Here is a 23,704-nt window from a genome sequence, read left to right as displayed (position 1 = left end):
CGATGGTCCATGACAGTCCTGCCACTGCCGCGATGTGTCCGCGCGGACGAGAGTGGAGCCATGAACACATTCCAGAACGTCCTGGGCACGGCCGTGCTGATCGCTCTCTTCCTGCTGCCCACCCTTGTCGGATTCGCCCGCGAGCGCCGCATCGACCGCGAGCTGCGCGCCGCGGAACGGGCCCGGAGCGACGGACCCCCGGAAACGGCGGACGCCGCGCAGCCGGTCACGGCTGCGCGGCGCCCCTACCTCAGAAGCTGGGCCAGGATCTAGAAGTCGTCGTCGAAGGCGACCGAGCCCTCCACCGCCACCTGGTACGCGGACGGCCGGCGCTCGAAGAAGTTCGTCAGCTCCTGCACGCCCTGCAGCTCCATGAACGAGAACGGGTTCTCGGAGCCGTAGACCGCCGGGAAGCCCAGCCGGGTGAGCCGCTGGTCGGCGACGCACTCCAGGTACTGCCGCATCGACTCGGTGTTCATGCCGGGCAGCCCGTCGCCGCACAGATCACGGCCGAACTGCAGCTCCGCGGCCACGGCCTCCTTCAGCATGTCGGTGACCTGCTGCTGGAGCTCGTCGTCGAAGAGGTCCGGCTCCTCCTTGCGGACGGTGTCCACGACCTCGAACGCGAAGTTCATGTGCATCGTCTCGTCACGGAACACCCAGTTGGTGCCCGTGGCGAGACCGTGCAGCAGACCCCGCGAGCGGAACCAGTAGACGTACGCGAACGCGCCGTAGAAGAACAGCCCCTCGATGCAGGCCGCGAAGCAGATCAGATTCAGCAGGAAACGGCGGCGGTCGGCCTTCGTCTCCAGCCGGTCGATCTTCTCGACCGAGTCCATCCACTTGAAGCAGAACTGCGCCTTCTCGCGAATCGAGGGGATCTCCTCGACCGCGTCGAACGCGGCGGCACGGTCGTCCGGGTCGGGCAGATAGGTGTCCAGCAGCGTCAGATAGAACTGGACGTGCACGGCCTCCTCGAAGAGCTGCCGCGACAGGTACAGCCGCGCCTCGGGGGAGTTGATGTGCTTGTACAGCGTCAGCACGAGGTTGTTGGAGACGATCGAGTCGCCCGTCGCGAAGAACGCGACCAGCCGGCCGATCATGTGCTGCTCGCCCGGGGACAGCTTGGCGAGGTCGGCGACGTCGGAGTGCAGGTCGACCTCCTCCACCGTCCAGGTGTTCTTGATCGCGTCGCGGTAGCGCTCGTAGAAGTCCGGGTAGCGCATGGGCCGCAGCGTCAGTTCGAAGCCCGGGTCCAGAAGGTTCTTGTCGGAGTTGGTGGAGCTCATTACTGGCAGGCCTCGCAGGACTCGGGGTTTTCGAGGGAGCAGGCGATCGCGTCCGCGTCGGGCGCCGAAGCCTGCTGTACGGGAATGGGGGCGGCGGTCGCGGCCTGGCCGGAGGCGGCACGGGCGATCCGGGTCGCCGGGCGCGAGCGCAGGTAGTACGTCGTCTTCAGCCCCTGCTTCCAGGCGTACGCGTACATCGAGGAGAGCTTGCCGATCGTCGGCGTCTCCAGGAACAGGTTCAGCGACTGGCTCTGGTCCAGGAACGGCGTACGGGCCGCCGCCATGTCGATCAGGCCGCGCTGCGGGATCTCCCACGCCGTGCGGTACAGCGCCCGCACGTCCTCCGGGATCCAGGCGAAGCCCTGCACCGAGCCGCTGGCCTCGCGCAGCGCCTCACGGGTCCGCGCGTCCCACACCCCGAGCTGCTTCAGCTCATCCACCAGGTACGCGTTGACCTGGAGGAACTCACCGCTGAGCGTCTCGCGCTTGAAGAGGTTGGAGACCTGCGGCTCGATGCACTCGTAGACCCCCGCGATCGAGGCGATCGTCGCCGTCGGCGCGATGGCGAGCAGCAGCGAGTTGCGCATCCCGCTCTTCGCGACGCGGGCGCGCAGCGCGTCCCATCGCTCCGGCCAGTTCAGCTCGGTGTCGTAGTGGTCGGGGTGCAGCACACCGCGCGCGGCGCGCGTCTGCGACCAGGCGGGCAGCGGGCCGGACCGCTCGGCCAGCTCGCACGACGCCTCGTACGCGGCGAGCATGATCCGCTCGGAGATCCTCGTGGAGAGCGCGCGGGCCTCGGGGGAGTCGAAAGGCAGCCGCAGCTGGAAGAAGACGTCCTGGAGACCCATGGCGCCCAGGCCCACCGGGCGCCACTTCGCGTTGGAGCGGCCGGCCTGCTCGGTCGGGTAGAAGTTGATGTCGACGACCCGGTCGAGGAAGGTCACGGCGGTGCGGACGGTGGCGTCCAGCCGCTCCCAGTCGATGTCTCCGTCGGCGACGAACGCGCCGAGGTTGACCGAGCCCAGGTTGCAGACCGCCGTCTCGCCGTCGTCGGTGACTTCGAGGATCTCGGTGCACAGGTTCGAGGAGTGGACGACGCTGCCCGGCTCGGCGGTCTGGTTCGCGGTCCGGTTGGAGGCGTCCTTGAACGTCATCCAGCCCTGGCCGGTCTGCGCGAGGGTGCGCATCATCCGGCCGTACAGCTCGCGGGCCGGGATCGACTTGCGGGCCAGCCCCTTCGCCTCGGCGGCCCGGTACGCGGCGTCGAACTCGTCGCCCCACAGGTCGACGAGACCGGGTACGTCGGCCGGCGAGAACAGCGACCAGTCGCCGTCCGCGTCGACCCGGCGCATGAACTCGTCCGGGATCCAGTGCGCCAGGTTGAGGTTGTGCGTACGCCGCTGGTCCTCGCCCGTGTTGTCGCGCAGCTCCAGGAACTCCTCGATGTCCGCGTGCCAGGTCTCCAGGTAGACGGCGGCGGCGCCCTTGCGGCGGCCCCCCTGGTTGACCGCGGCGACGGAGGCGTCGAGCGTCTTCAGGAACGGCACGATGCCGTTGGAGTGCCCGTTGGTGCCACGGATCAGCGAACCGCGGGAGCGGATGCGGGAGTACGACAGACCGATGCCGCCCGCGTGCTTCGAGAGCCGGGCCACCTGGTGGTAGCGGTCGTAGATCGAGTCGAGCTCGTCCAGCGGGGAGTCCAGCAGGTAGCAGGAGGACATCTGCGGGTGCCGGGTGCCGGAGTTGAAGAGCGTGGGGGAGGAGGGGAGGTAGTCGAGCCGGCTCATCAGCCCGTACAGCGCCGCCACTTCGTCCACCGCGCGCTGCGAGTCGTCCTCGGCGAGCCCGGACGCTACCCGCAGCATGAAGTGCTGGGGCGTCTCGATGACCTGGCGGGTGTGCGGGTGGCGCAGCAGATAGCGGCTGTGCAGGGTCCGCAGCCCGAAGTAGCCGAAGCGGTCGTCCGCGCCGTCGGCGAGCGAACGCTCCACCAGCGCGTCCAGCGCGGCCGCGTGGCGGGCGACGAACTCGGCGGTACGGTCCGCGATCAGGCCCTCGCGGTGCCCGACGGCGACCGAGGCGGAGAAGGAGACCGCGCCCTGGCCGGCCGCCTCGTCCGCGATGGTGAGGGTCAGGAGCCGGGCGGCGAGCCGGGAGTAGGCGGGGTCCTCGGAGATCAGGCCCGCGGCGGCCTCGGTGGCCAGCGAGCGCAGCTCGGCCTCGTCCGCTCGGGCGCTGCGACCGCGCAGCGCGGCAGCGGCGACCCGGCCGGGGTCGGTGTCGGGCAGATCGGCGGTGAGGTCGGTCAGGGTCCGCAGCAGTGCGGTTCCCGGCCCGTCCTGTGCGGCTGCCTCGGACTCGGCTGCTGCGGACACGGCGACTGAAGCCGGATCGGCTGGCGCGATGGTCACGTGGTGCTCTCCCTCGCTCGGCTCGGGGCCGGCGGGGAACGGGGCAGCCCTACGGGCGCGTACCCGGGGCAGGGCAGCACTCCGCACGGCGTCCACCGGCCCAACCGCGAGGCCCGGACGTCTGGGCATCCGGTTCGGTCGAGCCGGATGCGCTGCCGGCAGGTCATCGGACTGACTCGGGGGTGCACAAAAGCGCACTGAATACACCGTTGCGGGACAGTTCCGGATTCGCACCGGATTCCCCTGCGGCGACAGCGAGGACGAGCATACATGTGGGGGCTGCCCGATGAGGCAGCCCCCACATGTTGTGTCGCGCAGGCTGGGCGAGGCCCACAGAATGAGCCGTACGGCCCTTTCCCGGGCCGCCGGGCCGGATCAAGCCGACGGCCCGCCGCGCCCCGCTGGAGGAGGCTCGGCGGGCCGTCGACGGGCCGTTGGCGCGGGTCTCAGTGACCGCCCGGCGCCCCCGCCGTGGCCGGCGGGAGTTCCGTCTTCACGCCCGGGTCGCCCGCGTCGGCCGTGTAGTCGGACGGGGAGGTCTCGTCGATCCCGGCGGGCGCCTTCACGGCGTTCAGGACGAAGGTGAGCACCACCGTCACCACCACGTTCAGCACGAACGCGGTGAGGCCGATGTAGCCGATCTCGCCGATGCCGGGGATCTCCTCGGAGGACCCGCCGAAGTGCGCCTGGGTCGGGCTGGCGACCCCGTACGCGGCCACCGTCCCGTACACCATGCCGACCGCCCAGCCCGCGAGCAGCGCCCAGCGGTGGAACCAGCGGGTGAACAGGCCGCCGACCAGGGCCGGCATCGTCTGGAGGATCCAGATGCCGCCGAGCAGCTGGAAGTTGATCGCGACCGTCTTGTCCATGGTGAGGACGAAGGCGAGCGCGCCGACCTTGACCAGCAGCGACACCAGCTTGGAGACCTTGGTCTCCTGCTCCGGGGTCGCGTCCGGCTTCAGGAAGTCCTTGTAGATGTTGCGGGTGAAGAGGTTCGCCGCGGCGATCGACATGATCGCGGCGGGCACCAGCGCGCCGATGCCGATGGCGGCGAACGCGACGCCCGCGAACCAGTCCGGGAACATGTTCTCGAACAGCTGGGGGATGGCCAGCTGCCCGTTGTCCACCTTGATCCCGGCGGCGATGGCCATGAAGCCGAGCAGCGCCAGCAGGCCCAGCATCAGCGAGTACAGCGGCAGGATCGTGGTGTTGCGCCGGATCACGTTGCGGCTGCGGCTGGAGAGCGTCGCCGTGATCGAGTGCGGATACATGAACAGCGCCAGCGCCGAGCCCAACGCCAGGGTGGCGTAACCCCATTGGCCCGCTTCGCCCGGTGCGAGCGCGCCGCGCGGCTTCCCGGTAGCCGGATTGGTCTGGGAGAACGCCTCGCCCGCCTTGGCGAAGATGTCGTCGAAGCCGCCCAGCTTGATCGGGATGTAGATGATCGCCACCGCGATGACCAGGTAGATCAGTCCGTCCTTGACGAACGCGATCAGCGCGGGCGCCCGCAGGCCGGACGAGTAGGTGTACGCGGCGAGCACCGCGAACGCGATCAGCAGCGGCAGGTCCTTGACGAACCAGTGGGTGTTCTCGCCGCCGCCGACGCCCATCACGTCCAGCACCGCCTGGATGCCGACGAGTTGGAGCGCGATGTACGGCATCGTGGCGAGGATGCCCGTGACGGCGACCGCCAGCGAGAGGCTCTTCGAGCCGAAGCGCCCGCGGACGAAGTCCGAGGTGGTGACGTACCCGTGCTTGTGCGAGACCGACCAGAGCCGCGGCAGGAAGGTGAAGATCAGCGGGTACACGAGGATCGTGTAGGGCACGGCGAAGAAGCCCGCCGCGCCCGCCGCGTAGATCGCCGCCGGAACGGCGACGAAGGTGTACGCGGTGTACAGGTCGCCGCCGAGCAGGAACCAGGTGACCCAGGTGCCGAACGACCGTCCGCCCAGGCCCCATTCGTCGAGGCTGGCCTCGTTCTCGGCCTTGCGCCAGCGCGCCGCCAGGAAGCCCATGACCGTGACGGCCACGAAGAAGAAGATGAAGACGCCGAGCGCGACGCCGTTCACACCGTCCTTCATGCCGACTCACCTCCCTTGCGGGCGCGCTGGTCACGCTGCCACAGCTTGTACGCGGTCATCGTGAGCGCGGTGGAGATCAGCACCCAGAGCATCTGGTACCAGTAGAAGAACGGAATGCCGATGAAGGTGGGGTCCACCTTCGCGTACGAACTCACCCAGAGCATCGCCACGAACGGCGCGATGAGACACAGGGCGATGACCACCCGGACCGGTGTGACGGTGGGTGGTTTTCCTTCTGGGTCTGCTGGCATGCGGCGACTCCGTCCCCTCGCTGATCACCTTGTAATGCGCAGGAAATCTAGGGGAGGCTTCCGGTCACCGTCACCCCCTGTCCGCATTGCGGTCCGGAAACGGTCCGCAGATCGGGTACGTATGCTCGAAAATCCGTCAGGTGTACGGCAGTTGGTCCGTACCAGGACATGCGAAAGGCCCCCGTGGAGTGGTGCGTTCCACGGGGGCCGCGAGCGACGTTCCGTACGGGCGGGACGGCTGGAGTCCATCCCCGCGCCGGGGTCAGTCCGTGGGTCGCTTCAGGCGCGCCACGAACTTGTACCGGTCGCCTCGGTAGACCGAGCGCACCCACTCCACCGGCTCGCCCTGTCCGTCGAGCGAGTGCCGGGAGAGCATCAGCATCGGCAGGCCCACGTCCGTGCCGAGCAGGCCGGCTTCGCGCGGGGTGGCCAGCGAGGTCTCGATGGTCTCCTCGGCCTCGGCCAGCCGCACGTCGTACACCTCCGCAAGCGCGGTGTAGAGGGAGGTGTACTTCACCAGCGAACGGCGGAGCGCGGGGAAGCGTTTGGCCGAAAGGTGGGTGGTCTCGATCGCCATCGGCTCGCCGCTGGCCAGCCGTAGCCGCTCGATCCGCAGCACCCGGCCACCGGTGGTGATGTCGAGCAGTCCCGCGAGCGTGTCGTCGGCCGTCACGTAGCCGATGTCCAGCAGCTGGGAGGCCGGTTCGAGGCCCTGGGCGCGCATGTCCTCGGTGTACGAGGTGAGTTGCAGGGCCTGCGAGACCTTCGGCTTGGCCACGAAGGTGCCCTTGCCCTGGATGCGCTCCAGCCGGCCCTCGACGACCAGCTCCTGGAGCGCCTGGCGCACGGTGGTGCGCGAGGTGTCGAACTCGGCGGCCAGGGTCCGCTCCGGCGGCACGGGGGTGCCCGGCGGCATGGTGTCCGTCATGTCGAGCAGATGTCGCTTCAGCCGGTAGTACTTCGGGACGCGCGCCGTCCGCGTGGCCGCGCCCGTCTCGTTCTCCGTACTGCCCCCGTCGGCACCCATGGTCCGCCTTCCCGACTGCTGCGTTGCTGCCGTCACCGGCTCCTCCGTCTGTCGCGGCTCACATGGTGGCACGGTCCCGTCACGGCTGGTCGCCCTCCCTTAGGTGTCGGTCCTGTAACGGACGCGAGTGCACTTCTTATACACCCTTGACACCCCTAAAGGTCTAGGCCAAGCTCCCGGTACTGGTCTAAACCATTAAAGACCAGGTCCAGCCCCAGCAGTACTCGTCGAATGTCTTCGCGGTGGGCGGGGTTGCAGTATCCCTGAGGAGGGTTTGGCGTGAAGCGCAAGCTCATCGCGGCGATCGGCGTCGCGGGCATGATGATCGGCCTCGCGGCGTGTGGGTCCGACGACGGCGGCGACAGTGGCAAGAAGGCCGGTCCGGACGCGTACAAGGGCCAGACCCTGACCGTATGGACGATGTCCGGCTCGAACCCGGACGGGTGGACCAAGACGGTCACCGAGGAGTTCGAGAAGAAGACCAAGGCCAAGCTGAAGATCGAAGTCCAGGACTGGAACGGCATTCAGCAGAAGGTCACCACCGCCCTCTCCGAGTCCAACCCGCCGGACGTCCTGGAGATCGGCAACACCCAGACCCCGGCGTACGCCAAGACCGGCGGCCTCGCCGACCTCGGTGACCTGAAGAAGGAGATCGGCTCCGCCTGGGCCGACGGCGTCAACCAGCCCTCCATCTACGACGGCAAGCAGTACGCCCTGCCGTGGTACGTGGGCAACCGCGTCGTCATGTACAACAAGAAGGTCTTCAAGGACGCCGGTATCACCGAGACGCCGAAGACCCGCGACGAGCTCTTCAAGGCCTTCGAGGCCATCGAGAAGAAGGGCAACGCCGAGCCGATCTACCTGCCCGGTCAGAACTGGTACTTCTTCGACGGCCTGCTCGTCGGCAAGGACGTCTCGCCGGTCAAGAAGGAAGGCGACAAGTACGTCTCCAACCTGGCCGACCCGAAGGTCGCCGAGGCCATGGACGTGTACAAGAAGTACCAGTCCTACTCCAAGGCCCCCAAGGACAAGGACGAGGCCACCCCGCAGCAGGCCGAGGTCTTCGCCAAGGGCAAGACCGGCGCGATCATCGCGATGGGCTACGAGGCCGGCACCGCCATCAAGGCCAACCCGAAGCTCAAGGACGACATCGGCTTCTTCACCATCCCCGGTGAGACCGCCGACAAGCCCGAAGGCGTCTTCCTCGGCGGCTCGAACCTCGCCGTGGCCGCGGGCAGCAAGAAGCAGGACCTGGCCAAGGAATTCCTGAAGATCGCGCTTTCCGAGCAGAACGACGGCGCGCTCATCAAGGAGGCCGGCTGGTCCCCGAAGAACGACGCCATGCAGAAGTACACCGTCGGCCAGCCCGCCGCCGAGGCCGCCGGTCCGGCCGCCGCCAAGTCCGGTGGCACCACGCCGCTGATCCCGGAGTGGGCGCCGGTCGAGAACCCGCCGAACCCGATCAAGACCTACATGACGCTGGTCCTGCAGGGCAAGTCGCCCGCCGACGCCGCCAAGCAGGTCGAGGGCGAGCTCAACAAGCGCCTCAGCCAGCAGCAGTAGTCGCTAGCGCGTCCCGCGCCGGGGCGGCGGGTCCCGACCCGCCGCCCCGGCTGTACGCACCGTTCCGTGTAGGGCTTTGTTGGAAGAGATGGCGAGCATGGCAGTGCAGACCGATCCCTCGGATGTGGCCAAGGCGGCCGCAGTCCGTGGGCAGGACGGGAAACCACCCGTCGGGCAGCACGGGGGAAACAAGCGGAAGCCGGGTATCGGCGCGGCACCGTACCTGTTGATGATTCCCGCACTCGCGGTGACGGCGCTCCTCCTCGGGTACCCCCTGGTGAAGAACGCCATGCTGTCGTTCCAGAACCTCAATATGGGACAGCTGATCCAGCATGTCACCGAGTGGAACGGCTTCAAGAACTACCAGGAGGTCCTCACCGGTGAGGACTTCTGGAGAGTCACGCTCCGCACGATCGTGTTCACCGGCGTCAACGTCGTCCTGATCATGATCCTCGGCACCCTGGTCGGACTGCTGCTCGCCCGCCTCGGCAAGAAGATGCGGCTCACCCTGATGGTCGGCCTGGTGCTCGCCTGGGCGATGCCGATCGTGGCGGCGTCCACCGTGTTCCAGTGGCTGTTCGCCTCGCGCTTCGGTGTGGTCAACTACGTGCTGGACAAGCTCGGCTGGCACTCGATGGCCGACTTCAACTGGACCGGATCGCAGTTCTCCACGTTCTTCGTGGTCACTCTGATGATCGTCTGGCAGTCCATCCCGTTCGTGGCGATCAACCTGTACGCGGCGACCACGACGATCGCCAAGGAGCTGTACGAAGCCGCCTCGCTCGACGGCGCCGGCGTCTGGAAGATCTTCACCTCGGTGACGTTCCCGTTCCTGCGGCCCTTCCTCTACGCCACGACGTTCCTCGAAGTCATCTGGGTCTTCAAGGCGTTCCCGCAGATCTTCACCATCAGTGAGGGCGGCCCCAACCGCCTCACCGAGACCCTGCCGATCTACGCCTTCGTCGAGGGCGTCGGCAACCAGCACTACGGCATGGGCGCGGCGATCTCGCTGCTGACCATCCTGATCATGCTGGGGCTGACCTCCTACTACCTCCGCATCGTTCTCAAGCAAGAGGAGGACGAGCTGTGAAGCGCTCACTGTTCGGCCGCATCTGGCCCAACGCGACGGCGATCGTCCTCTTCGCCGCCCTGGTCTTCCCCGTCTACTGGATGTTCAGTACGGCGTTCAAGCCGACCGGCGACATCATCACCGAGACGCCGGTCTGGTTCCCGACCGAGGTCACGTTCGAGCACTTCAAGACGGCGTACCACGCACCGAACTTCCTGACCCTGGTCCGGAATTCGCTCACTGTCACGCTGCTCGCCGTGGCCTTCTCGCTGATCATCGCGCTCTTCGCGTCGTTCGCGCTGGCGCGGATGCGGTTCAAGGGCCGCAAGGGCATGATCCTGGTCTTCATGATCGCGCAGATGGCACCGTGGGAAGTCATGGTCATCGCGATCTACATGCTGGTCCGCGACGCGGACATGCTCAACAGCCTGGTCCCGCTGACGCTCTTCTACATGGTGATGGTGCTCCCCTTCACGATCCTCACGCTGCGCGGCTACGTTGCCGCGGTGCCCAAGGAACTGGAGGAGTCCGCCATGGTCGACGGCTGCACCCGCCCGCAGGCCTTCGTCAAGGTGATCCTGCCGCTGCTCGCCCCGGGCCTGATGGCCACCTCGCTCTTCGGCTTCATCACCGCGTGGAACGAATTCCCGCTGGTCCTGATCCTCAACAAGGACCCCGAGGCCAAGACGCTCCCGCTCTGGCTCTCCCAGTTCCAGAGCCAGTTCGGTGACGACTGGGGCGCCACCATGGCGGCGGCCTCGATCTTCGCCATCCCGATCCTCATCCTGTTCGTCTTCCTGCAGCGCAAGGCCGTCAGCGGCCTCACCGACGGTGCCGTGAAGGGATAACGCGCCCATGACCACCCTGATATCAGCCACGGACACCGTCACCCGCGACGCGCTCGCCGTCCTGCAGCCCGGATTCACCGGCACCACCGCCCCGGACTGGGTGCTGCGCCGGGTCGACGAAGGCCTCGCCTCCGTCGCCCTGTTCGGCCGCAACATCCGGACGGCCGAGCAGGTGGCCGCGCTCACCGCCCAGCTCAGGGCCGGGCGCGACGACCTCCTCGTCGCGATCGACGAGGAGGGCGGTGACGTCACCCGCCTGGAGGTCCGCACCGGCTCCTCGTTCCCGGGCAACCTCGCCCTCGGACACATCGACGACCTCGCCCTGACCCGCGCGGTGGCCCAGGAGCTCGGCCGCCGGCTCGCCGAGTGCGGCGTCAACCTCAACTGGGCGCCGTCCGCGGACGTCAACTCCAACCCGGGCAACCCGATCATCGGCGTACGGTCCTTCGGCGCCGACACCCGGCTCGTGGCCCGGCACACCGCCGCGTACATCGAGGGGCTGCAGGCCGCCGGGGTCGCCGCCTGCACCAAGCACTTCCCGGGGCACGGCGACACCGCGATCGACTCGCACCACGCGATGCCGCGCATCGACGTGGACCTGGAGACCCTGCACACCCGTGAGCTGGTGCCCTTCCGGGCGGCCATCGCGGCGGGCTCCAAGTGCGTGATGAGCGCGCACATCCTGCTGCCGGCGCTCGACCCGGACCGCCCCGCCACGGTGAGCCCGCAGATCCTCACCGGTCTGCTGCGCGGGGAGCTGGGCTACGACGGCCTGATCGTCACCGACGCCGTGGAGATGCAGGCCATCGCCGCGACGTACGGCATCGAGCGCGGCTCCGTCCTCGCGATCGCCGCCGGGGCCGACGCGCTGTGCGTCGGTGGCGGCCTGGAGGACGACGGCACGGTGCTCCGGCTGCGGGACGCGCTGGTCCGGGCGGTGCACAGCGGCGAACTCGCCGAGGAGCGCCTCGCGGACGCGGCCGCACGGGTACGTGCCCTCGCGTCCTGGACGCAGGAGGCCAAGGGATCCGGTTCGGGGCCGGGTGCGGCAACGCGGGAGGGGACCGCGCCCGGCACCGGAATCGGCTCCGACATCGGCCTGGTCGCCGCCCGCCGGGCAGTGCGGGCGACCGGCTCCGCCGGACCGCTGACCGAGCCCGCGTACGTCGCCGCCTTCACCTCCGCGTCGAACATCGCCGTCGGCGACGAGACTCCGTGGGGTGTCGCCGCGGAGCTGGCCCGGCTGCTGCCGGGCACCGGGACCGACACGTACAGCAGCGAGACCGAGGCGCCCGTCGCGGCCGTGCTGCGGGCGGCGGGGGAGCGGCGCATCGTCGTGGTGGTCCGCGACGTCCACCGCCACGCCTGGATGGGCGAGGCGCTCGACGCCCTGGTGGCACAGCGCCCCGACACGGTCGTGGTCGAGATGGGCGTACCGCAGGCGGCCCCCAGGGGCGCCCTGCACATCGCCACCCACGGCGCGGCCCGCGTCTGCGGCCTCGCGGCGGCGGAACTCATCGTCAGGGGCACGGACGGCCCGACGGCCTGAGAGCCTGTCGGGCGTGATGCGGGGCCGGGGGCGCATCACGCCCGACCGGGCCCGCGACGGCATACGAGAGGGCCGGGGCACCCACCACGGGTGCCCCGGCCCTCTCTACGTGTCCGGAACGGCTACAGCCCCTGCCACGACGGCTTCGCCGCGTACGTGGCGCGGAAGTAGTCCGCCAGCTTCAGCTTCGACGCCGCGGCCTCGTCGACCACCACCGTCGCGTGCGGATGCAACTGGAGCGCCGACGCGGGCACGATCGAGGCGACCGGCCCCTCCACCGTCTGCGCCACGGCGTCCGCCTTGCCCTCGCCGGTGGCCAGCAGGATCGGGTGACGGGACTCCAGGATGGTGCCGATGCCCTGGGTGATCACGTGGTGCGGCACCTGTGCGATGTCGTTGTCGAAGAAGCGCGCGTTGTCGATCCGGGTCTGCTCGGTCAGCGTCTTGATCCGGGTACGGGAGGCGAGCGAGGAGCACGGCTCGTTGAAGCCTATGTGCCCGTCGGTGCCGATGCCGAGGAGTTGCAGATCCACCCCGCCGGCCTCGGCGAGCGCCCGGTCGTACGCCAGGCAGGCCGCCCGGACGTCCTCGGCGGAGCCGTCGGGGCCCATGAAGGACGCCTCGGACAGGCCGAGCGGTTCGACGACCTCGCGCAGCACCACGGAGCGGTAGGACTCGGGGTGGCCCGCGGGCAGCCCGACGTACTCGTCGAGCTGGCAGATGCGGGCGCGCGAGGCGTCGACGGCGCCGGAGCGGACCTTGGCCGCCAGCGCCTGGTAGATGGGCAGCGGGGTCGAGCCGGTGGCAACGCCGAGAAGGGCGTCGGGCTTGCGGCTCAGGAGGGCGCCGATGGCCTCCGCGATGAGTTCGCCGCCTGCCTTGGCGTCCGGGACGATGACAACTTCCACGCGGGGCCTGCCGATCTGAAGAGTTGAGTCAGGTGGTATAGACCAATCGGTCTCCAATCTAGCAGACCCCGGCAAGGCGGGCACGGGGAATGTGCCCGTTCCGGACGCGGTCCGCTGGCGGCTGTCCGGGCGTGCGTGGTCGACTGGTCCGGACGGCGCCGCCGACGCACCGGGACCCCGCTGGGAGGCACTCGACATGTCCGCCACATCTCCGGCCGAGGAGAGCGAGCAGCCGGGCAGGATCATGTCCGGCGAGATGGCCGAGCAGCCCGCGATGCTCCGGCGCATCCTCGACCGGGGCGCCCCCGGGATCCGTGAGGTGGCCGCCGCCGTCGCGGCGAGGAAGCCGCGCTTCGTCCTGCTCACCGCCCGGGGCACCTCGGACAACGCCGCGCTGTACGCCAAGTACCTGCTGGAGATCCGGCTCGGCCTGCCCTGCGGTCTCGCCTCGATGTCGACCACCACCGCGTACGGTGCGAAGCCGGACCTCAGGGACGTCCTCGTCATCACCGTCAGCCAGTCCGGCGGCTCGCCCGACCTGGTGGCGTCCACCAGGGCGGCGCGCGAGGCCGGTGCGATCACCCTGGCCGTCACCAACAACCGGGACTCGCCGCTGTCCGCCGTCTCCGAGTACCACATCGACATCCTGGCGGGCCCGGAGAAGGCCCTCCCGGCCACCAAGACGTACACCGCCTCGCTCCTGTCCCTCTATCTCTTCGTGGAGGGACTGGCCGGCGGCGACGGCTCGGCGGCCGAGGTCCTGCCGGAGCGGGCCGAGGAGATCCTGGCCCGCAAGGACGAGGTCAGGGCCCTGGCGTCGCGCTACCGCTTCGCCGAGCGCATGGTCATCACCTCCCGCGGCTACGGCTACCCCACCGCCAAGGAAGCCGCCCTGAAGCTGATGGAGACCAGTTACATCCCGGCTCTCTCGTACTCGGGCGCCGACCTGCTGCACGGCCCGCTCGCCATGGTCGACAACATCTCCCCGGTGATCGCCGTGGTCACCGACGGCCGGGGCGGCGAGGCGCTCCAGCCGGTCCTGGACCGGCTGCGCGGACGCGGCGCGGACCTCTTCGTGGTCGGCCCGAAGGCCCAGGTGGAGGCGGCGTCCGCGGGCTTCGTACTGCCGACGGCCGGGGTCGCCGAGGAGCTCCAGCCGGTCCTGGAGATCCTGCCGCTGCAGATGCTGGCGTACGAGGTGACGATCGCCCGGGGCCAGGACCCGGACGCGCCCCGCGCCCTGGCCAAGGTCACCGAGACCCGCTGAACGCGGCGGACGGCCCCGGGAACACCCGCGGGCCACGGCGCCGGGACGGGACCCTCAGCCCGTCCGGCACCGCAGCCCGGAGTAAGACCGGCCATCACGGACGGTCTGTTCGGCCGGCGGTGTGCGGTGCCCCCGGCCGGGGAGAGGTACCGACGCGGTCAGGGCAGAGAGCGCGGTACCTCGATCCGCCCTCCTGTGCGGGGAGAGCGGAAGATCTGTCTTCAGCATTGTGGACTAGACCATTCACTCGTGTCCATCCATAGGAGAGCCGCAATTTTCCGGCCTCCTCCCTCTGCACGCGCGGCCAGGTCGTTCGGTTCGGAACCATTGCCCATCCGCGGGTACGCTCGCACACGTGCCCTCCATGAACGACCTCGTCCGCCAGCACACAGCCCTCAGCGACACCGACCTGGAGTGGCTGCATCTGCTGGTCTCGGAGTGGCAGCTGCTCTCCGACCTGTCCTTCGCCGACCTCGTGCTCTGGGTCCCCACTCGTGACGGCACCCGCTATGTGTCCGTGGCACAGATGCGCCCAAACACCGGCCCCACCTCCTACCAGGACGACATGGTCGGGCATCTGGTGCCGCGCGGCCGGCGTCCGCTGCTGGACGCGGCGCTGGACGAAGGCCGGATCGTGCGCGAGGGCGACCCGGAGTGGCGCGAGGAGGTGCCGGTACGGGTCGAGTCGATCCCCGTACGCAGGGAGGGCCGGGTCCTCGGGGTCATCGCCCGCAACACCAACCTCCTCACCGTCCGGACCCCGTCCAGGCTGGAGCTCACCTACCTCCAGTCGGCCTCCGACCTGGCCCAGATGATCGCCGCCGGGTCCTTCCCCTTCCCCGGCCAGCAGGTCGACATGGACGCCTCGCCGCGCGTCGGCGACGGGCTGATCCGGCTGGATGCCGACGGAGTCGTCCAGTACGCCAGCCCCAACGGCCTGTCCGCGTACCACCGGCTCGGCCTCGCCTCCGACCTGGTCGGCCAGCACCTGGGCGGGATCACCGCCGAACTCGCCCCTTCCCGGGGTCCGGTGGACGAGGCCCTGGTCAAGCTGGCCAGCGGCTACGCGCCCCGGGAGTTCGAAGTCGAGTGCGCGGGCGGGGTGATCCAGCTCCGGGCGATCCCGCTCAAGCCCAAGGGCGTCCGCATCGGCTCCCTGGTCCTGCTCCGGGACGTCACCGAACTCCGCCGTCGCGAACGTGAGTTGATCACCAAGGACGCCACCATCCGGGAGATCCACCACCGGGTGAAGAACAACCTCCAGACCGTTGCCGCCCTGTTGCGGCTCCAGGCTCGGCGGATGGACTCCGTACGGGGCCGCGAGGCGCTCAACGAGGCGGTACGGCGCGTCGGTTCGATCGCCATCGTCCATGAGACGCTGTCCCAGAATCTGGACGAGCGGGTGGAATTCGACGAGATCGCCGACCGCGTCATCGCGATGGTCGCCGAGATCTCACCGGGCAAGGTCACCTGCCGCCGGACGGGACGCTTCGGCATCCTCGACGCCGAAGTGGCCACGCCGCTGGCGATGGTGCTCACGGAAGTCCTGCAGAACGCCCTGGAGCACGCCTTCACGCTCGCCGAGTCCGGCACGGTGGAGGTGTCCGCGGTGCGCGGCGGCTCCTCCGCCGGGACGCGACTGCTGATCACGGTCCAGGACGACGGATGCGGTCTGCCCGAGGGATTCGACCCGCAGCGCGCCGGCAATCTGGGGCTGCAGATCGTCCGGACGCTGGTGGAAGGCGAGTTGGGCGGAACCTTCGGCATGGTCCCGGCCCCCGAGCGCGGCACCCAGGTCGTGCTCGACATCCCGGTCCGGTCCGAGAAGTAGCCCTTCCGGTCCGCCTGTTCGTCCGTTCGCCCGCGTGGACGGATGGGCGGCGGCATGAACGCGGCCATGAACACAGCAGTGAGCCCGGACCGTTGTCACGGTCCGGGCTCACTGTTCATGCATGCGCTTCGGGGGTACTGCGCGCTGCGACTCGGGGGCGGGGTTGTGCGTACGCTCTGTACGCGCCGCCTGGCTGAGGCTCGTAGCGGTGGCGTCGGTCAGGCGCTGGCGTTACGCGCCCGGTTGCGAGCGGCACGGCGCTTCATCGCGCGGCGCTCGTCCTCGCTGAGGCCACCCCAGACGCCGGAGTCCTGGCCGGACTCGAGCGCCCACTGCAGGCACTGCTCCATGACGGGGCAGCGACGGCAGACGGCCTTGGCTTCCTCGATCTGCAGCAGCGCAGGACCGGTGTTGCCGATGGGGAAGAACAGCTCGGGGTCTTCCTCACGACAAACGGCGTTGTGACGCCAGTCCATGGCTGCTACCTCTCCTTGGTATTACATACTGGTGCTTGTGAATGTGAACGCTTTCACGAATCCCCCCGCAGGTGATGGGCCGACGCCCAGATGAACTGGTTGTGGTCCTGTGCAGTGAGGAGGGGTTCTGGCTTTCAGTGGAGGCTGGTGTTGCGGGCCGTCCCGATCGCCATGTAGAGATTCGCAAACCTCAGCGGCGGATACAACCCCTTCTGGAAACTTTTTTTTGATTCCTCGGTGTCGACTAGGTCACAGCCGTACTTCTATGGGGTGGAGCCCAGCCCAAACGTTCGAGTTAAAGGACTTTGGTCCCTTCTACTCACACAATCACACGCAGTGCACGGCGTACGCCTGTGAACGTCACACTTGTGCGCACTCCCAGGTGGTCGCCGTCCATCTGGAAAGGCAGCGGCACCTTTGAATGCAAGGTGAAGTCCGTGAGGTCATGAAGTGAAACGGCGTGCTTGCCGGACGGGCCCTTCTCCGGACTCGAAGTGAGCAGCTGGGTGCCGTAACGGGCGACCGCCGGAGTGGAGAGCCGCTTCAGTCCGAGCACGTCCAGGCCGGTGTCGAAAGTGGCCTTCGGTGACGCGTACAACGGACGATTGCCCAGGTAGGACCAGGGCGCGGTATTGGAAATTATGGACAGTGCCAGGTCGGTGACCGGTTCGTGCCCGGGGGTCTCCAGGGTCATCACGCCCTGTCTGCGGTGCGGCTCGTCGAGGAATTGCCGGACCACCTGACGTACATAGAGCGCGTGCGTGGAACGCTTGCCGCGTTCGCGTTGCTGTTCGACCCGGCCGACCACGCCCGCGTCGAATCCGAGTCCGGCGCAGAAGGTGAACCAGCGCTCCGGGACCGACTCGTCCTCGGTGCCGGGGGTGCCGGCCGCCAGTCCGAGGCCGACCGTGCGTTCGGTCCGGTTGGCGAGCGCGTCCAGGATCGCGCCGGTCGCCTCCACCGCGTCGTTGGGCAGGCCCAGGGCGCGCGCGAAGACATTGGTGGAGCCGCCGGGAACCACCGCGAGGCTCGGCAGGCGATCCAGATCGGGGCCGTCGTGGAGGAGACCGTTGACGACCTCGTTGACCGTGCCGTCGCCGCCCAGGGCGACCACCAGATCGATGTCGTCGGCATCCGCGGCGCGCCGCCCCAGGTCCCGGGCGTGGCCCCGGTATTCCGTGGTCACGGCCTCCAGCTTCATCTCGCTGGCCAGCGCGTGGATGAGCACGTCACGCGTCCGCGCACTGGTGGTGGTAGCAGCTGGATTGACCACGAGGAGTGCGCGCATGACCGCCAGACTACCTACCGCGCGGTATCACTCTGAAGTCCCACCCCATGGCATTCACGCTCGGTGACGACCCGGGTGCTGCGGGGCGGGCCGGCCGTCCGTTCCCGTACCGATTGCGACCCCGGCTTCGCTTTCGCGGCGCCGGGATGCCAACCTGCAAGGGTGAGTACTCAGCAGAACACGCCCGCCTCGTCGCCCTCGCCGAGGCTCGAACCGGCGAAGCCGAGCAGGATCACTCTCGTGGCCGCGCTCACCGCCCTGGAAGGGGCGGCGCTGGCCATCGGCGGGATCTACATGCTGGTCATGGGTCTGCTCGGACGCCCCGAGAGCCCGCAGCAGGCGGAGACGGGCGGTCTGACGCTGATCGCGCTCGCCCTGATCCCGTTGTTCGCCGCCCGTGGTCTGCTGCGGCGGCGCAGCTGGAGCCGCGGCCCCGCGCTCATCACGCAGATCATCGCGCTCCCGGTGGCCTGGACGCTGCTGAGGTCGCACGGCGTGCTGATCCCGGCCGGGATCGTTCTCGCCGCGGTGACGCTGACGGCGCTCTACCAGCTGGTCAGGCCGACGACCATCGAGGCACTCGGCATCCGCCGGCCGGGCACCACGCCGGAGGGCTGAGCCGACCGCCCGATGTCCGGGCGGAGCGGCACGGCGGCACCGGACGGCCGCGGGCACGGGAGGGCCCGCGCCCGCGAGCGGCCCTGCCCGCTACTCCTCGACGAGCAGCCGCTCGCGCAGCTGCGCGAGCGTGCGGGCCAGCAGTCGCGAGACGTGCATCTGCGAGATGCCGACCTCCTGCGCGATCTGCGACTGGGTCATGTTGCCGAAGAAGCGCAGCAGCAGAATCCGCTTCTCGCGCGGCGGCAGGTCCTCCAGCAGCGGCTTGAGCGACTCCCGGTACTCGACGCCCTCCAGCGCCTCGTCCTCGGAACCCAGCGTGTCCGCGACCGCGGGGGACTCGTCGTCCGTGTCCGGCACGTCCAGCGAGAGCGTGCTGTACGCGTTCGCCGATTCCAGGCCCTCCAGGACCTCTTCCTCGGAGATGCCCAGCCGCTCCGCCAGCTCGTGGACCGTCGGCGAGCGGCCGTGCTGCTGGGAGAGCTCGGCGGTGGCCGTGGTCAGCGAGAGCCGCAGCTCCTGGAGCCGGCGCGGCACCCGGACCGCCCAGCCCTTGTCGCGGAAGTGGCGCTTGATCTCGCCGACGACCGTCGGGGTCGCATACGTCGAGAACTCGACGCCACGGTCCGGGTCGAACCGGTCCACCGATTTGATCAGGCCGATCGTGGCGACCTGGGTCAGGTCGTCCAGCGGCTCGCCGCGATTGCGGAACCGGCGGGCCAGATGCTCCACGAGCGGCAGATGCATCCGCACCAGCCGATTGCGCAGCTCAGCCTTCTCGGGCGACCCGTCGGGCAGCGCGCGCAGTTCGATGAACAGCGCCCGCGCCCCGCTGCGGTCGTGTGGATCGTGGTGCCCGTGCTCGCTCATCTGGCCTGCCCGCTCCGCCTGCGACTGCTCCACCGCGACCGTACGGCCCACAGGCCCGTCCGCCCCGTCCACCGGATGGGGCAGGGCCTGCTGTTCCGGGATGCCTGCTGCGCGCACCACCCCTGGTCGCATCGTTTCGTCCCGCACAGGACCGTCCCCGTTCCCGTTGCTCACGCCGGCCCGGGTCCCGCGCCGCGCTGTTTGTAGAGGCTGATGCTGACCGTACGGTCGTCGGCCACCGAGGAGTCGACCTTCCCGGCCAGTGCGGAGAGCACCGTCCAGGCGAAGGTGTCGCGCTCCGGTGCCCGTCCGTCCGTCGTGGGGGCGGCCACCGTGACTTCGAGAGAATCCTCGACGAGCCGGAAGACGCAGCTGAGGACGGAGCCCGGCACGGCCTGCTGAAGCAGGATCGCGCAAGCCTCGTCGACCGCGATGCGAAGATCCTCGATCTCGTCGAGAGTGAAGTCCAAGCGTGCTGCGAGACCGGCCGTGGCCGTACGCAGCACCGACAGGTAGGCACCCGCAGCGGGCAGCCGGACCTCTACGAAGTCCTGATTCCCGGGCTCGCCTGCGATCTGGGACACCCTCACCTCCAAGGTGGCACAAACTCTTTCGAGGATCCGGGAAGGGTGCCCCGGAGCCATGTGGTACGTCTTCGGTTCTGGTCCGCGACGCTATCGCGACCCATGATGCCGTGTCGCCAGAGCCCCAGCCCATGGCTGTCACTCATGGTAAACCCATGAGTACACACAGTGGCTAGAGGTCTGCGGCGGTCAATTACGAACAACCGGCGCCGGTTTGACGTACCCAGACGTCAGACGATCGAACCGTCCTCGAAGCACCAGCGCCAGCTCTCGCCGGGCTCGAAGCTCCGCATCACCGGGTGACCGGTCTCCTTGTAGTGCCCCGTGGCGTGCTGCAGGGGCGACGAATCGCAGCAGCCGACATGGCCGCAGACCAGGCAGAGCCGCAGCTGCACGGGGTGTGTGCCGGCCGCGAGGCAGCCCGGACAGGTCTCGCTGAGCGGGGCCGGTTCGGGGCGCGGCAGTCCGGACACGTGAGGGCAGTCACTCATGATTGTCAGGTTACGACGGATGCGTGGACCGGGAAATGCGGATGCGAGGACCGTGGAATGGACGTATTGCCGCTGGTGGGACTGGTCGCGGCCAGTACGGCGGTCGCGGGGGCGGCCCGCCGTACCCCGGTGCCGGCCCCGCTGCTGCTCGTCGCCGTGGGCCTGATCGCCTCCTATCTGCCCGGGGTGCCCACGTACACCCTGGACGCGCACGTCGTGCTGCCGCTGCTGCTGCCGCCGTTGCTCTACACGGCGGCCGTCGACAGCTCGTACCTCGATCTGCGGGCCAATCTCCGGCCGGTCGCGCTGCTCTCGGTCGGTTACGTCCTGTTCGCGACCGTCGCGGTCGGCTGGCTGGCGTACCGCCTGGTGCCCGACCTGCCGCTCACCGCCGCGCTGGTGCTCGGCGCGGTCGTCGCCCCGCCGGACGCGGTCACGGCCGCCGCGATCGCGCGCCGGGTCGGGCTGCCCGGCCGGGTCACGACGGTCCTGCAGGGCGAGTCCCTGGTGAACGACGCCACCGCGATCACCGCGTACAAGGTGGCGCTCGCCGCCGCCGTGGGCGAGGGCATCAGCTGGGGCGCGGGGATCGGCGAGTTCTTCCTCGCCGCGGTCGGCGGCGTCGTGGTCGGCCTGGTGCTGATGGTGCCGCTGCACTGGCTCCGCACCCACCTCAAAGAGGCGCTGCTGCAGAACACGCTGTCACTGCTGATCCCCTTCGTGGCGTACGCGGCGGCCGAACGCGTGCACGCCTCCGGGGTGCTCGCCGTGGTCGTCGTGGCGCTCTATCTGGGGCACCGGTCCTGGCAGGTGGACTTCGCGACCCGGCTCCAGGAGGCGGCGGTCTGGAAGATGGTCGCGTTCATCCTGGAGTCCGCGGTCTTCGCGCTGATCGGGCTCCAGCTGCCCTTCGTGCTGAAGGGGCTCGGCGCGTACGCCGTTGGTGAAGCCGCCCGGTACGCGGTGCTCGTCTTCCTCGCCGTGGTCGTGGTCCGCTTCATCTGGGTCTACCCGGCGACGTATCTGCCCCGGTGGCTGTCGAAACGGATCAGGGAACGCGAGCCCGATACCAACTGGACGGCGCCGCTGATCGTCGGCTGGGCCGGGATGCGCGGGGTCGTCTCGCTCGCCATCGCCTTCTCCATCCCGTTCGCCATGTCCGACGGGAGCCCCTTCCCGGCCCGCAACCTGGTGCTGTTCCTGACGTTCACCACCGTCATCGGCACCCTGGTCGTCCAGGGGCTCAGCCTGCCGCTGCTGGTGCGGGTCCTGAAGCTTCCGGGGCGCGACGCGAAGGCCGAGACGCTGGCCGAGGCGCAGGCCCAGAGCGAGGCCTCCGCGGCTGCCGAGGCGCGGCTGGAGGAGCTGCTCGCCGATGACCGCAACCAGCTGCCGGGACCCCTCGCCGACCGGTTGCGCGCCGTTCTGGAGCGCCGCCGCAACGCCGTGTGGGAGCGGCTGGGTGCGGCCAATCCGGTGACCGGGGAGTCGGCGGACGACACCTACCGGCGCCTGGCCAGGGAGATGATCGAGGCCGAGCGCTCGGTCTTCGTGACGCTGCGGGACGAGCGGCGGATCGACGACGAGATGCTGCGGACGCTGCTCAGACGGCTCGACCTGGAGGAGGCGGCGGCCTACCGGGAGGAGTCGGGCGCTCCTTGAGGGCTGCCCGTGACGACCGCCGCGACCGTGGTTCCCGCAGGGAACGCACCCTCCTCGGCCAGTTCGGTGAGCGCGTACAGCAGCTTGGCGACGTAGAGCCGCTCGACGGGCAGGCCGTGCCGCTGCTCGAAGTCGTCGGCGAAGGCGTGCAGGGCCGGAGTCGTACGGGCGTAGCCGCCGAAGTGGAAGCGTTCGTCCAGGGCCCACGACCCGGCCGGGCCGCCGAAGGCCTCCTCCTGCAGTTCCCGCACCGCGTCCCCGAGGAAGCCGCCGCGCAGCACCGGGACGCCGAGCGCCCGCTGCCCCGGCGCGAGGCCGACGGCGAGACCGGCGAGGGTGCCCCCGGTGCCGCAGGCCACCGCGACCACGTCGGCCCGGCCACGCAACTCGCGCCCCAGCTCTGTACAGCCCTGTGCGGCCAGGGCGTTGCTGCCGCCCTCCGGGATGACACAGCACTCCCCGAAGGCGCTCAGCAGCCCCGCCAGGACCTCTGGATCACCCTTCGCGCGGTAGGTCGCGCGGTCCATGAAGTGCAGAGTCATCCCGTCGGCGACGCACCGGGCGAGCGAGGGGTTCAGCGGGCGGCCGACCAGCTCGTCACCGCGCACGACCCCGACGGTGCGGAAGCCGAGCAGCCGCCCGGCCGCGGCGGTGGCCCGCAGATGGTTGGAGTACGCGCCGCCGAAGGTCAGCACGGTGCGCCCGGCGGCGGCCCGCAGATTGAGGGAGAGCTTTCGCCACTTGTTGCCGGGCAGGTCGGGGTGGATGAGATCGTCGCGCTTGAGCAGCAGCCGTACGCCGTGGCGTGCGAAGCGCTCGTCCTCGACCGGCCGCAGGGGCGAGGGGAGCACCGGCCGCAGCCGGGAGAGGTCGAGAGCTTCGGAGGGCATGCCGCAATTGTCGCCGGGCCGGGCGGGCACCGGTCACTTGAGGCGCTCGTGGATCCGGGACCGCATGGAGTCCATCGTGAAGCCGCGCGGGTCGACCTTGCCCGGCTGCCACTCCTTGTGGCCGATCACCGAGCGGGAGCCCCAGTCGTGGTGACGGCAGATCGCGGCGGCGGTCTTCTCGACGGCTTCGAGCTGGACGTCGGGCCAGGGGTCCTTGCCGTCGCCGAGGTTCTCGCACTCGAAGCCGTAGAAGTGCCTGTTCCCGTCGGTATTGGCCTCGTTGTCGCCCGGGAGGCGCTTCTCGGCGACGACGGCGCGCAGTACGTCGTCATCGCCGAGTCCGGCGTGGTTGGCGCGGCCGTAGCCGACCAGATGGACCCGGCCGTCCTTGGCGATCACGCCGTGGCAGAGCGGGCCGGGCAGGTCCGGGTAGCCGTCACGGCAGATGCGCACGGTGGACTCGGTGCCCTCGGTGACCGTGTGGTGGATCATCACGCCGTTGACCGGGCCCCAGGGGCCCTTGTGGTCGCGGTTGTGGGTACGCCAGTCGCCGACCTGGACGACGGTGAGCCCCTCGTTCATCAGGACTTCCAGGAACCTGCTCGCGGACATGGGGGAGGACATGGCCGTCTCCTTCGTACGTGGGGGGAAGCAGCCTTGATCCGCTTTTACCGGAATGTCGCTCTCCGGGCCATCCCTTCGGCGGCTGTTCGGACTGTGTGCGATCCGAT

Annotated in this window: 22 protein-coding genes and 1 riboswitch; of the genes, 9 read left to right on the top strand and 13 right to left on the bottom strand. The window is 69.4% G+C overall.

Annotated features, from left to right (window positions below; translation table 11 throughout):
- The first annotated feature begins 60 nt into the window (after positions 1–60).
- Positions 61–273 (top strand): hypothetical protein, encoded by a 213-nt coding sequence (locus OG611_RS00855; RefSeq protein ID WP_266414512.1) that lies wholly within the window; start codon positions 61–63, stop codon positions 271–273.
- Here OG611_RS00855 and OG611_RS00850 read toward each other — a convergent pair.
- The 5 genes from OG611_RS00850 to OG611_RS00830 all read right to left on the bottom strand — a co-directional run bounded on the left by OG611_RS00850 (position 270) and on the right by OG611_RS00830 (position 7,059).
- The gene (locus OG611_RS00850; RefSeq protein WP_259928740.1) at positions 270–1,289 is read right to left on the bottom strand and encodes a ribonucleotide-diphosphate reductase subunit beta; all 1,020 of its coding nucleotides are present in this window, start codon (positions 1,287–1,289) and stop codon (positions 270–272) included. The genes OG611_RS00855 and OG611_RS00850 overlap by 4 nt on opposite strands.
- Positions 1,289–3,700, bottom strand: a complete 2,412-nt coding sequence (locus OG611_RS00845; RefSeq protein ID WP_266414504.1) for a ribonucleoside-diphosphate reductase subunit alpha — start codon at positions 3,698–3,700, stop codon at positions 1,289–1,291. Before OG611_RS00845 ends, OG611_RS00850 begins: the two co-directional genes overlap by 1 nt.
- Before the next feature lie 139 nt (positions 3,701–3,839).
- A riboswitch (cobalamin riboswitch) is annotated at positions 3,840–3,981 on the bottom strand.
- Positions 3,982–4,146: 165 nt separating this feature from the next.
- Positions 4,147–5,781 (bottom strand): monocarboxylate uptake permease MctP, encoded by a 1,635-nt coding sequence (gene mctP, locus OG611_RS00840; RefSeq protein WP_266414502.1) that lies wholly within the window; start codon positions 5,779–5,781, stop codon positions 4,147–4,149.
- Positions 5,778–6,032 (bottom strand): DUF3311 domain-containing protein, encoded by a 255-nt coding sequence (locus tag OG611_RS00835; RefSeq protein WP_266414500.1) that lies wholly within the window; start codon positions 6,030–6,032, stop codon positions 5,778–5,780. The genes mctP and OG611_RS00835 overlap by 4 nt, the downstream gene beginning before the upstream one ends.
- A 262-nt stretch (positions 6,033–6,294) precedes the next feature.
- Positions 6,295–7,059 (bottom strand): GntR family transcriptional regulator, encoded by a 765-nt coding sequence (locus OG611_RS00830; protein WP_266425422.1) that lies wholly within the window; start codon positions 7,057–7,059, stop codon positions 6,295–6,297.
- Positions 7,060–7,338: 279 nt separating this feature from the next.
- On the opposite strand from OG611_RS00830, the gene OG611_RS00825 reads away from it, so the two are divergent.
- The 4 genes from OG611_RS00825 to OG611_RS00810 all read left to right on the top strand — a co-directional run bounded on the left by OG611_RS00825 (position 7,339) and on the right by OG611_RS00810 (position 12,088).
- Positions 7,339–8,622: an extracellular solute-binding protein gene (locus tag OG611_RS00825; RefSeq protein ID WP_266414497.1), complete on the top strand. Its 1,284-nt coding sequence runs from the start codon at positions 7,339–7,341 to the stop codon at positions 8,620–8,622.
- A gap of 97 nt (positions 8,623–8,719) precedes the next feature.
- Positions 8,720–9,712: a carbohydrate ABC transporter permease gene (locus tag OG611_RS00820; protein ID WP_266414495.1), complete on the top strand. Its 993-nt coding sequence runs from the start codon at positions 8,720–8,722 to the stop codon at positions 9,710–9,712.
- Positions 9,709–10,539, top strand: a complete 831-nt coding sequence (locus tag OG611_RS00815; RefSeq protein WP_266414493.1) for a carbohydrate ABC transporter permease — start codon at positions 9,709–9,711, stop codon at positions 10,537–10,539. The genes OG611_RS00820 and OG611_RS00815 overlap by 4 nt, the downstream gene beginning before the upstream one ends.
- Before the next feature lie 7 nt (positions 10,540–10,546).
- Entirely contained in the window at positions 10,547–12,088 is a 1,542-nt protein-coding gene (locus OG611_RS00810) for a glycoside hydrolase family 3 protein (RefSeq protein ID WP_266414491.1), read from the top strand.
- A gap of 122 nt (positions 12,089–12,210) precedes the next feature.
- On the opposite strand, the gene nagB is transcribed toward OG611_RS00810, so the two are convergent.
- Positions 12,211–12,996 (bottom strand): glucosamine-6-phosphate deaminase, encoded by a 786-nt coding sequence (nagB, locus tag OG611_RS00805; protein WP_266414489.1) that lies wholly within the window; start codon positions 12,994–12,996, stop codon positions 12,211–12,213.
- 196 nt (positions 12,997–13,192) lie between these two features.
- Between nagB and OG611_RS00800 the strand changes: the two genes are divergently transcribed.
- Together OG611_RS00800 and OG611_RS00795 are read left to right on the top strand one after the other, a co-directional pair.
- Positions 13,193–14,263, top strand: a complete 1,071-nt coding sequence (locus tag OG611_RS00800) for an SIS domain-containing protein (protein ID WP_266414487.1) — start codon at positions 13,193–13,195, stop codon at positions 14,261–14,263.
- Between the two features lie 364 nt (positions 14,264–14,627).
- Positions 14,628–16,094, top strand: coding sequence for a PAS domain-containing sensor histidine kinase (locus tag OG611_RS00795; RefSeq protein WP_266425420.1), 1,467 nt, complete (start codon positions 14,628–14,630; stop codon positions 16,092–16,094).
- Between the two features lie 218 nt (positions 16,095–16,312).
- Here the strand turns inward: OG611_RS00795 and OG611_RS00790 are convergent, their stop codons facing one another.
- Both OG611_RS00790 and OG611_RS00785 read right to left on the bottom strand, forming a co-directional pair.
- Positions 16,313–16,570 carry a WhiB family transcriptional regulator gene (locus tag OG611_RS00790; RefSeq protein ID WP_003953983.1) on the bottom strand — a complete coding sequence of 86 codons (258 nt, stop codon included), beginning with the start codon at positions 16,568–16,570 and terminating at the stop codon, positions 16,313–16,315.
- 319 nt (positions 16,571–16,889) lie between these two features.
- Complete coding sequence (locus tag OG611_RS00785) at positions 16,890–17,858, bottom strand: diacylglycerol kinase family protein (RefSeq protein WP_266414485.1); 969 nt, start codon at positions 17,856–17,858, stop codon at positions 16,890–16,892.
- A 240-nt stretch (positions 17,859–18,098) separates the two neighbouring features.
- Here OG611_RS00785 and OG611_RS00780 point away from each other — a divergent pair, with 240 nt between their 5' ends.
- On the top strand, positions 18,099–18,476 hold the full coding sequence (locus OG611_RS00780) for a hypothetical protein (protein ID WP_266425417.1): 378 nt from the start codon (positions 18,099–18,101) through the stop codon (positions 18,474–18,476).
- A gap of 90 nt (positions 18,477–18,566) precedes the next feature.
- On the opposite strand, the gene OG611_RS00775 is transcribed toward OG611_RS00780, so the two are convergent.
- From OG611_RS00775 to OG611_RS00765, 3 genes are all read right to left on the bottom strand, one after another.
- The gene (locus OG611_RS00775) at positions 18,567–19,493 is read right to left on the bottom strand and encodes an RNA polymerase sigma factor SigF (RefSeq protein ID WP_124717376.1); all 927 of its coding nucleotides are present in this window, start codon (positions 19,491–19,493) and stop codon (positions 18,567–18,569) included.
- A 23-nt stretch (positions 19,494–19,516) separates the two neighbouring features.
- Positions 19,517–19,930 carry an anti-sigma regulatory factor gene (locus OG611_RS00770; protein ID WP_072483809.1) on the bottom strand — a complete coding sequence of 138 codons (414 nt, stop codon included), beginning with the start codon at positions 19,928–19,930 and terminating at the stop codon, positions 19,517–19,519.
- A 230-nt stretch (positions 19,931–20,160) separates the two neighbouring features.
- Complete coding sequence (locus tag OG611_RS00765; protein ID WP_266414478.1) at positions 20,161–20,421, bottom strand: UBP-type zinc finger domain-containing protein; 261 nt, start codon at positions 20,419–20,421, stop codon at positions 20,161–20,163.
- A 57-nt stretch (positions 20,422–20,478) separates the two neighbouring features.
- On the opposite strand from OG611_RS00765, the gene OG611_RS00760 reads away from it, so the two are divergent.
- Complete coding sequence (locus OG611_RS00760) at positions 20,479–22,083, top strand: Na+/H+ antiporter (protein ID WP_266414476.1); 1,605 nt, start codon at positions 20,479–20,481, stop codon at positions 22,081–22,083.
- Here OG611_RS00760 and OG611_RS00755 read toward each other — a convergent pair.
- A complete protein-coding gene (locus OG611_RS00755; protein ID WP_266414474.1) occupies positions 22,056–22,973 on the bottom strand; it encodes a 1-aminocyclopropane-1-carboxylate deaminase/D-cysteine desulfhydrase in 918 nt (305 codons plus the stop codon). The two genes, OG611_RS00760 and OG611_RS00755, sit on opposite strands and share 28 nt — an antisense overlap.
- Before the next feature lie 33 nt (positions 22,974–23,006).
- A complete protein-coding gene (locus tag OG611_RS00750) occupies positions 23,007–23,597 on the bottom strand; it encodes an N-acetylmuramoyl-L-alanine amidase (RefSeq protein ID WP_266414471.1) in 591 nt (196 codons plus the stop codon).
- Positions 23,598–23,704 lie beyond the last annotated feature (107 nt).

It is taken from the genome of Streptomyces sp. NBC_01363 (genome assembly GCF_026340595.1).
Lineage (GTDB): Bacteria > Actinomycetota > Actinomycetes > Streptomycetales > Streptomycetaceae > Streptomyces.
This window is presented reverse-complemented; position numbering and strand designations above follow the sequence as displayed.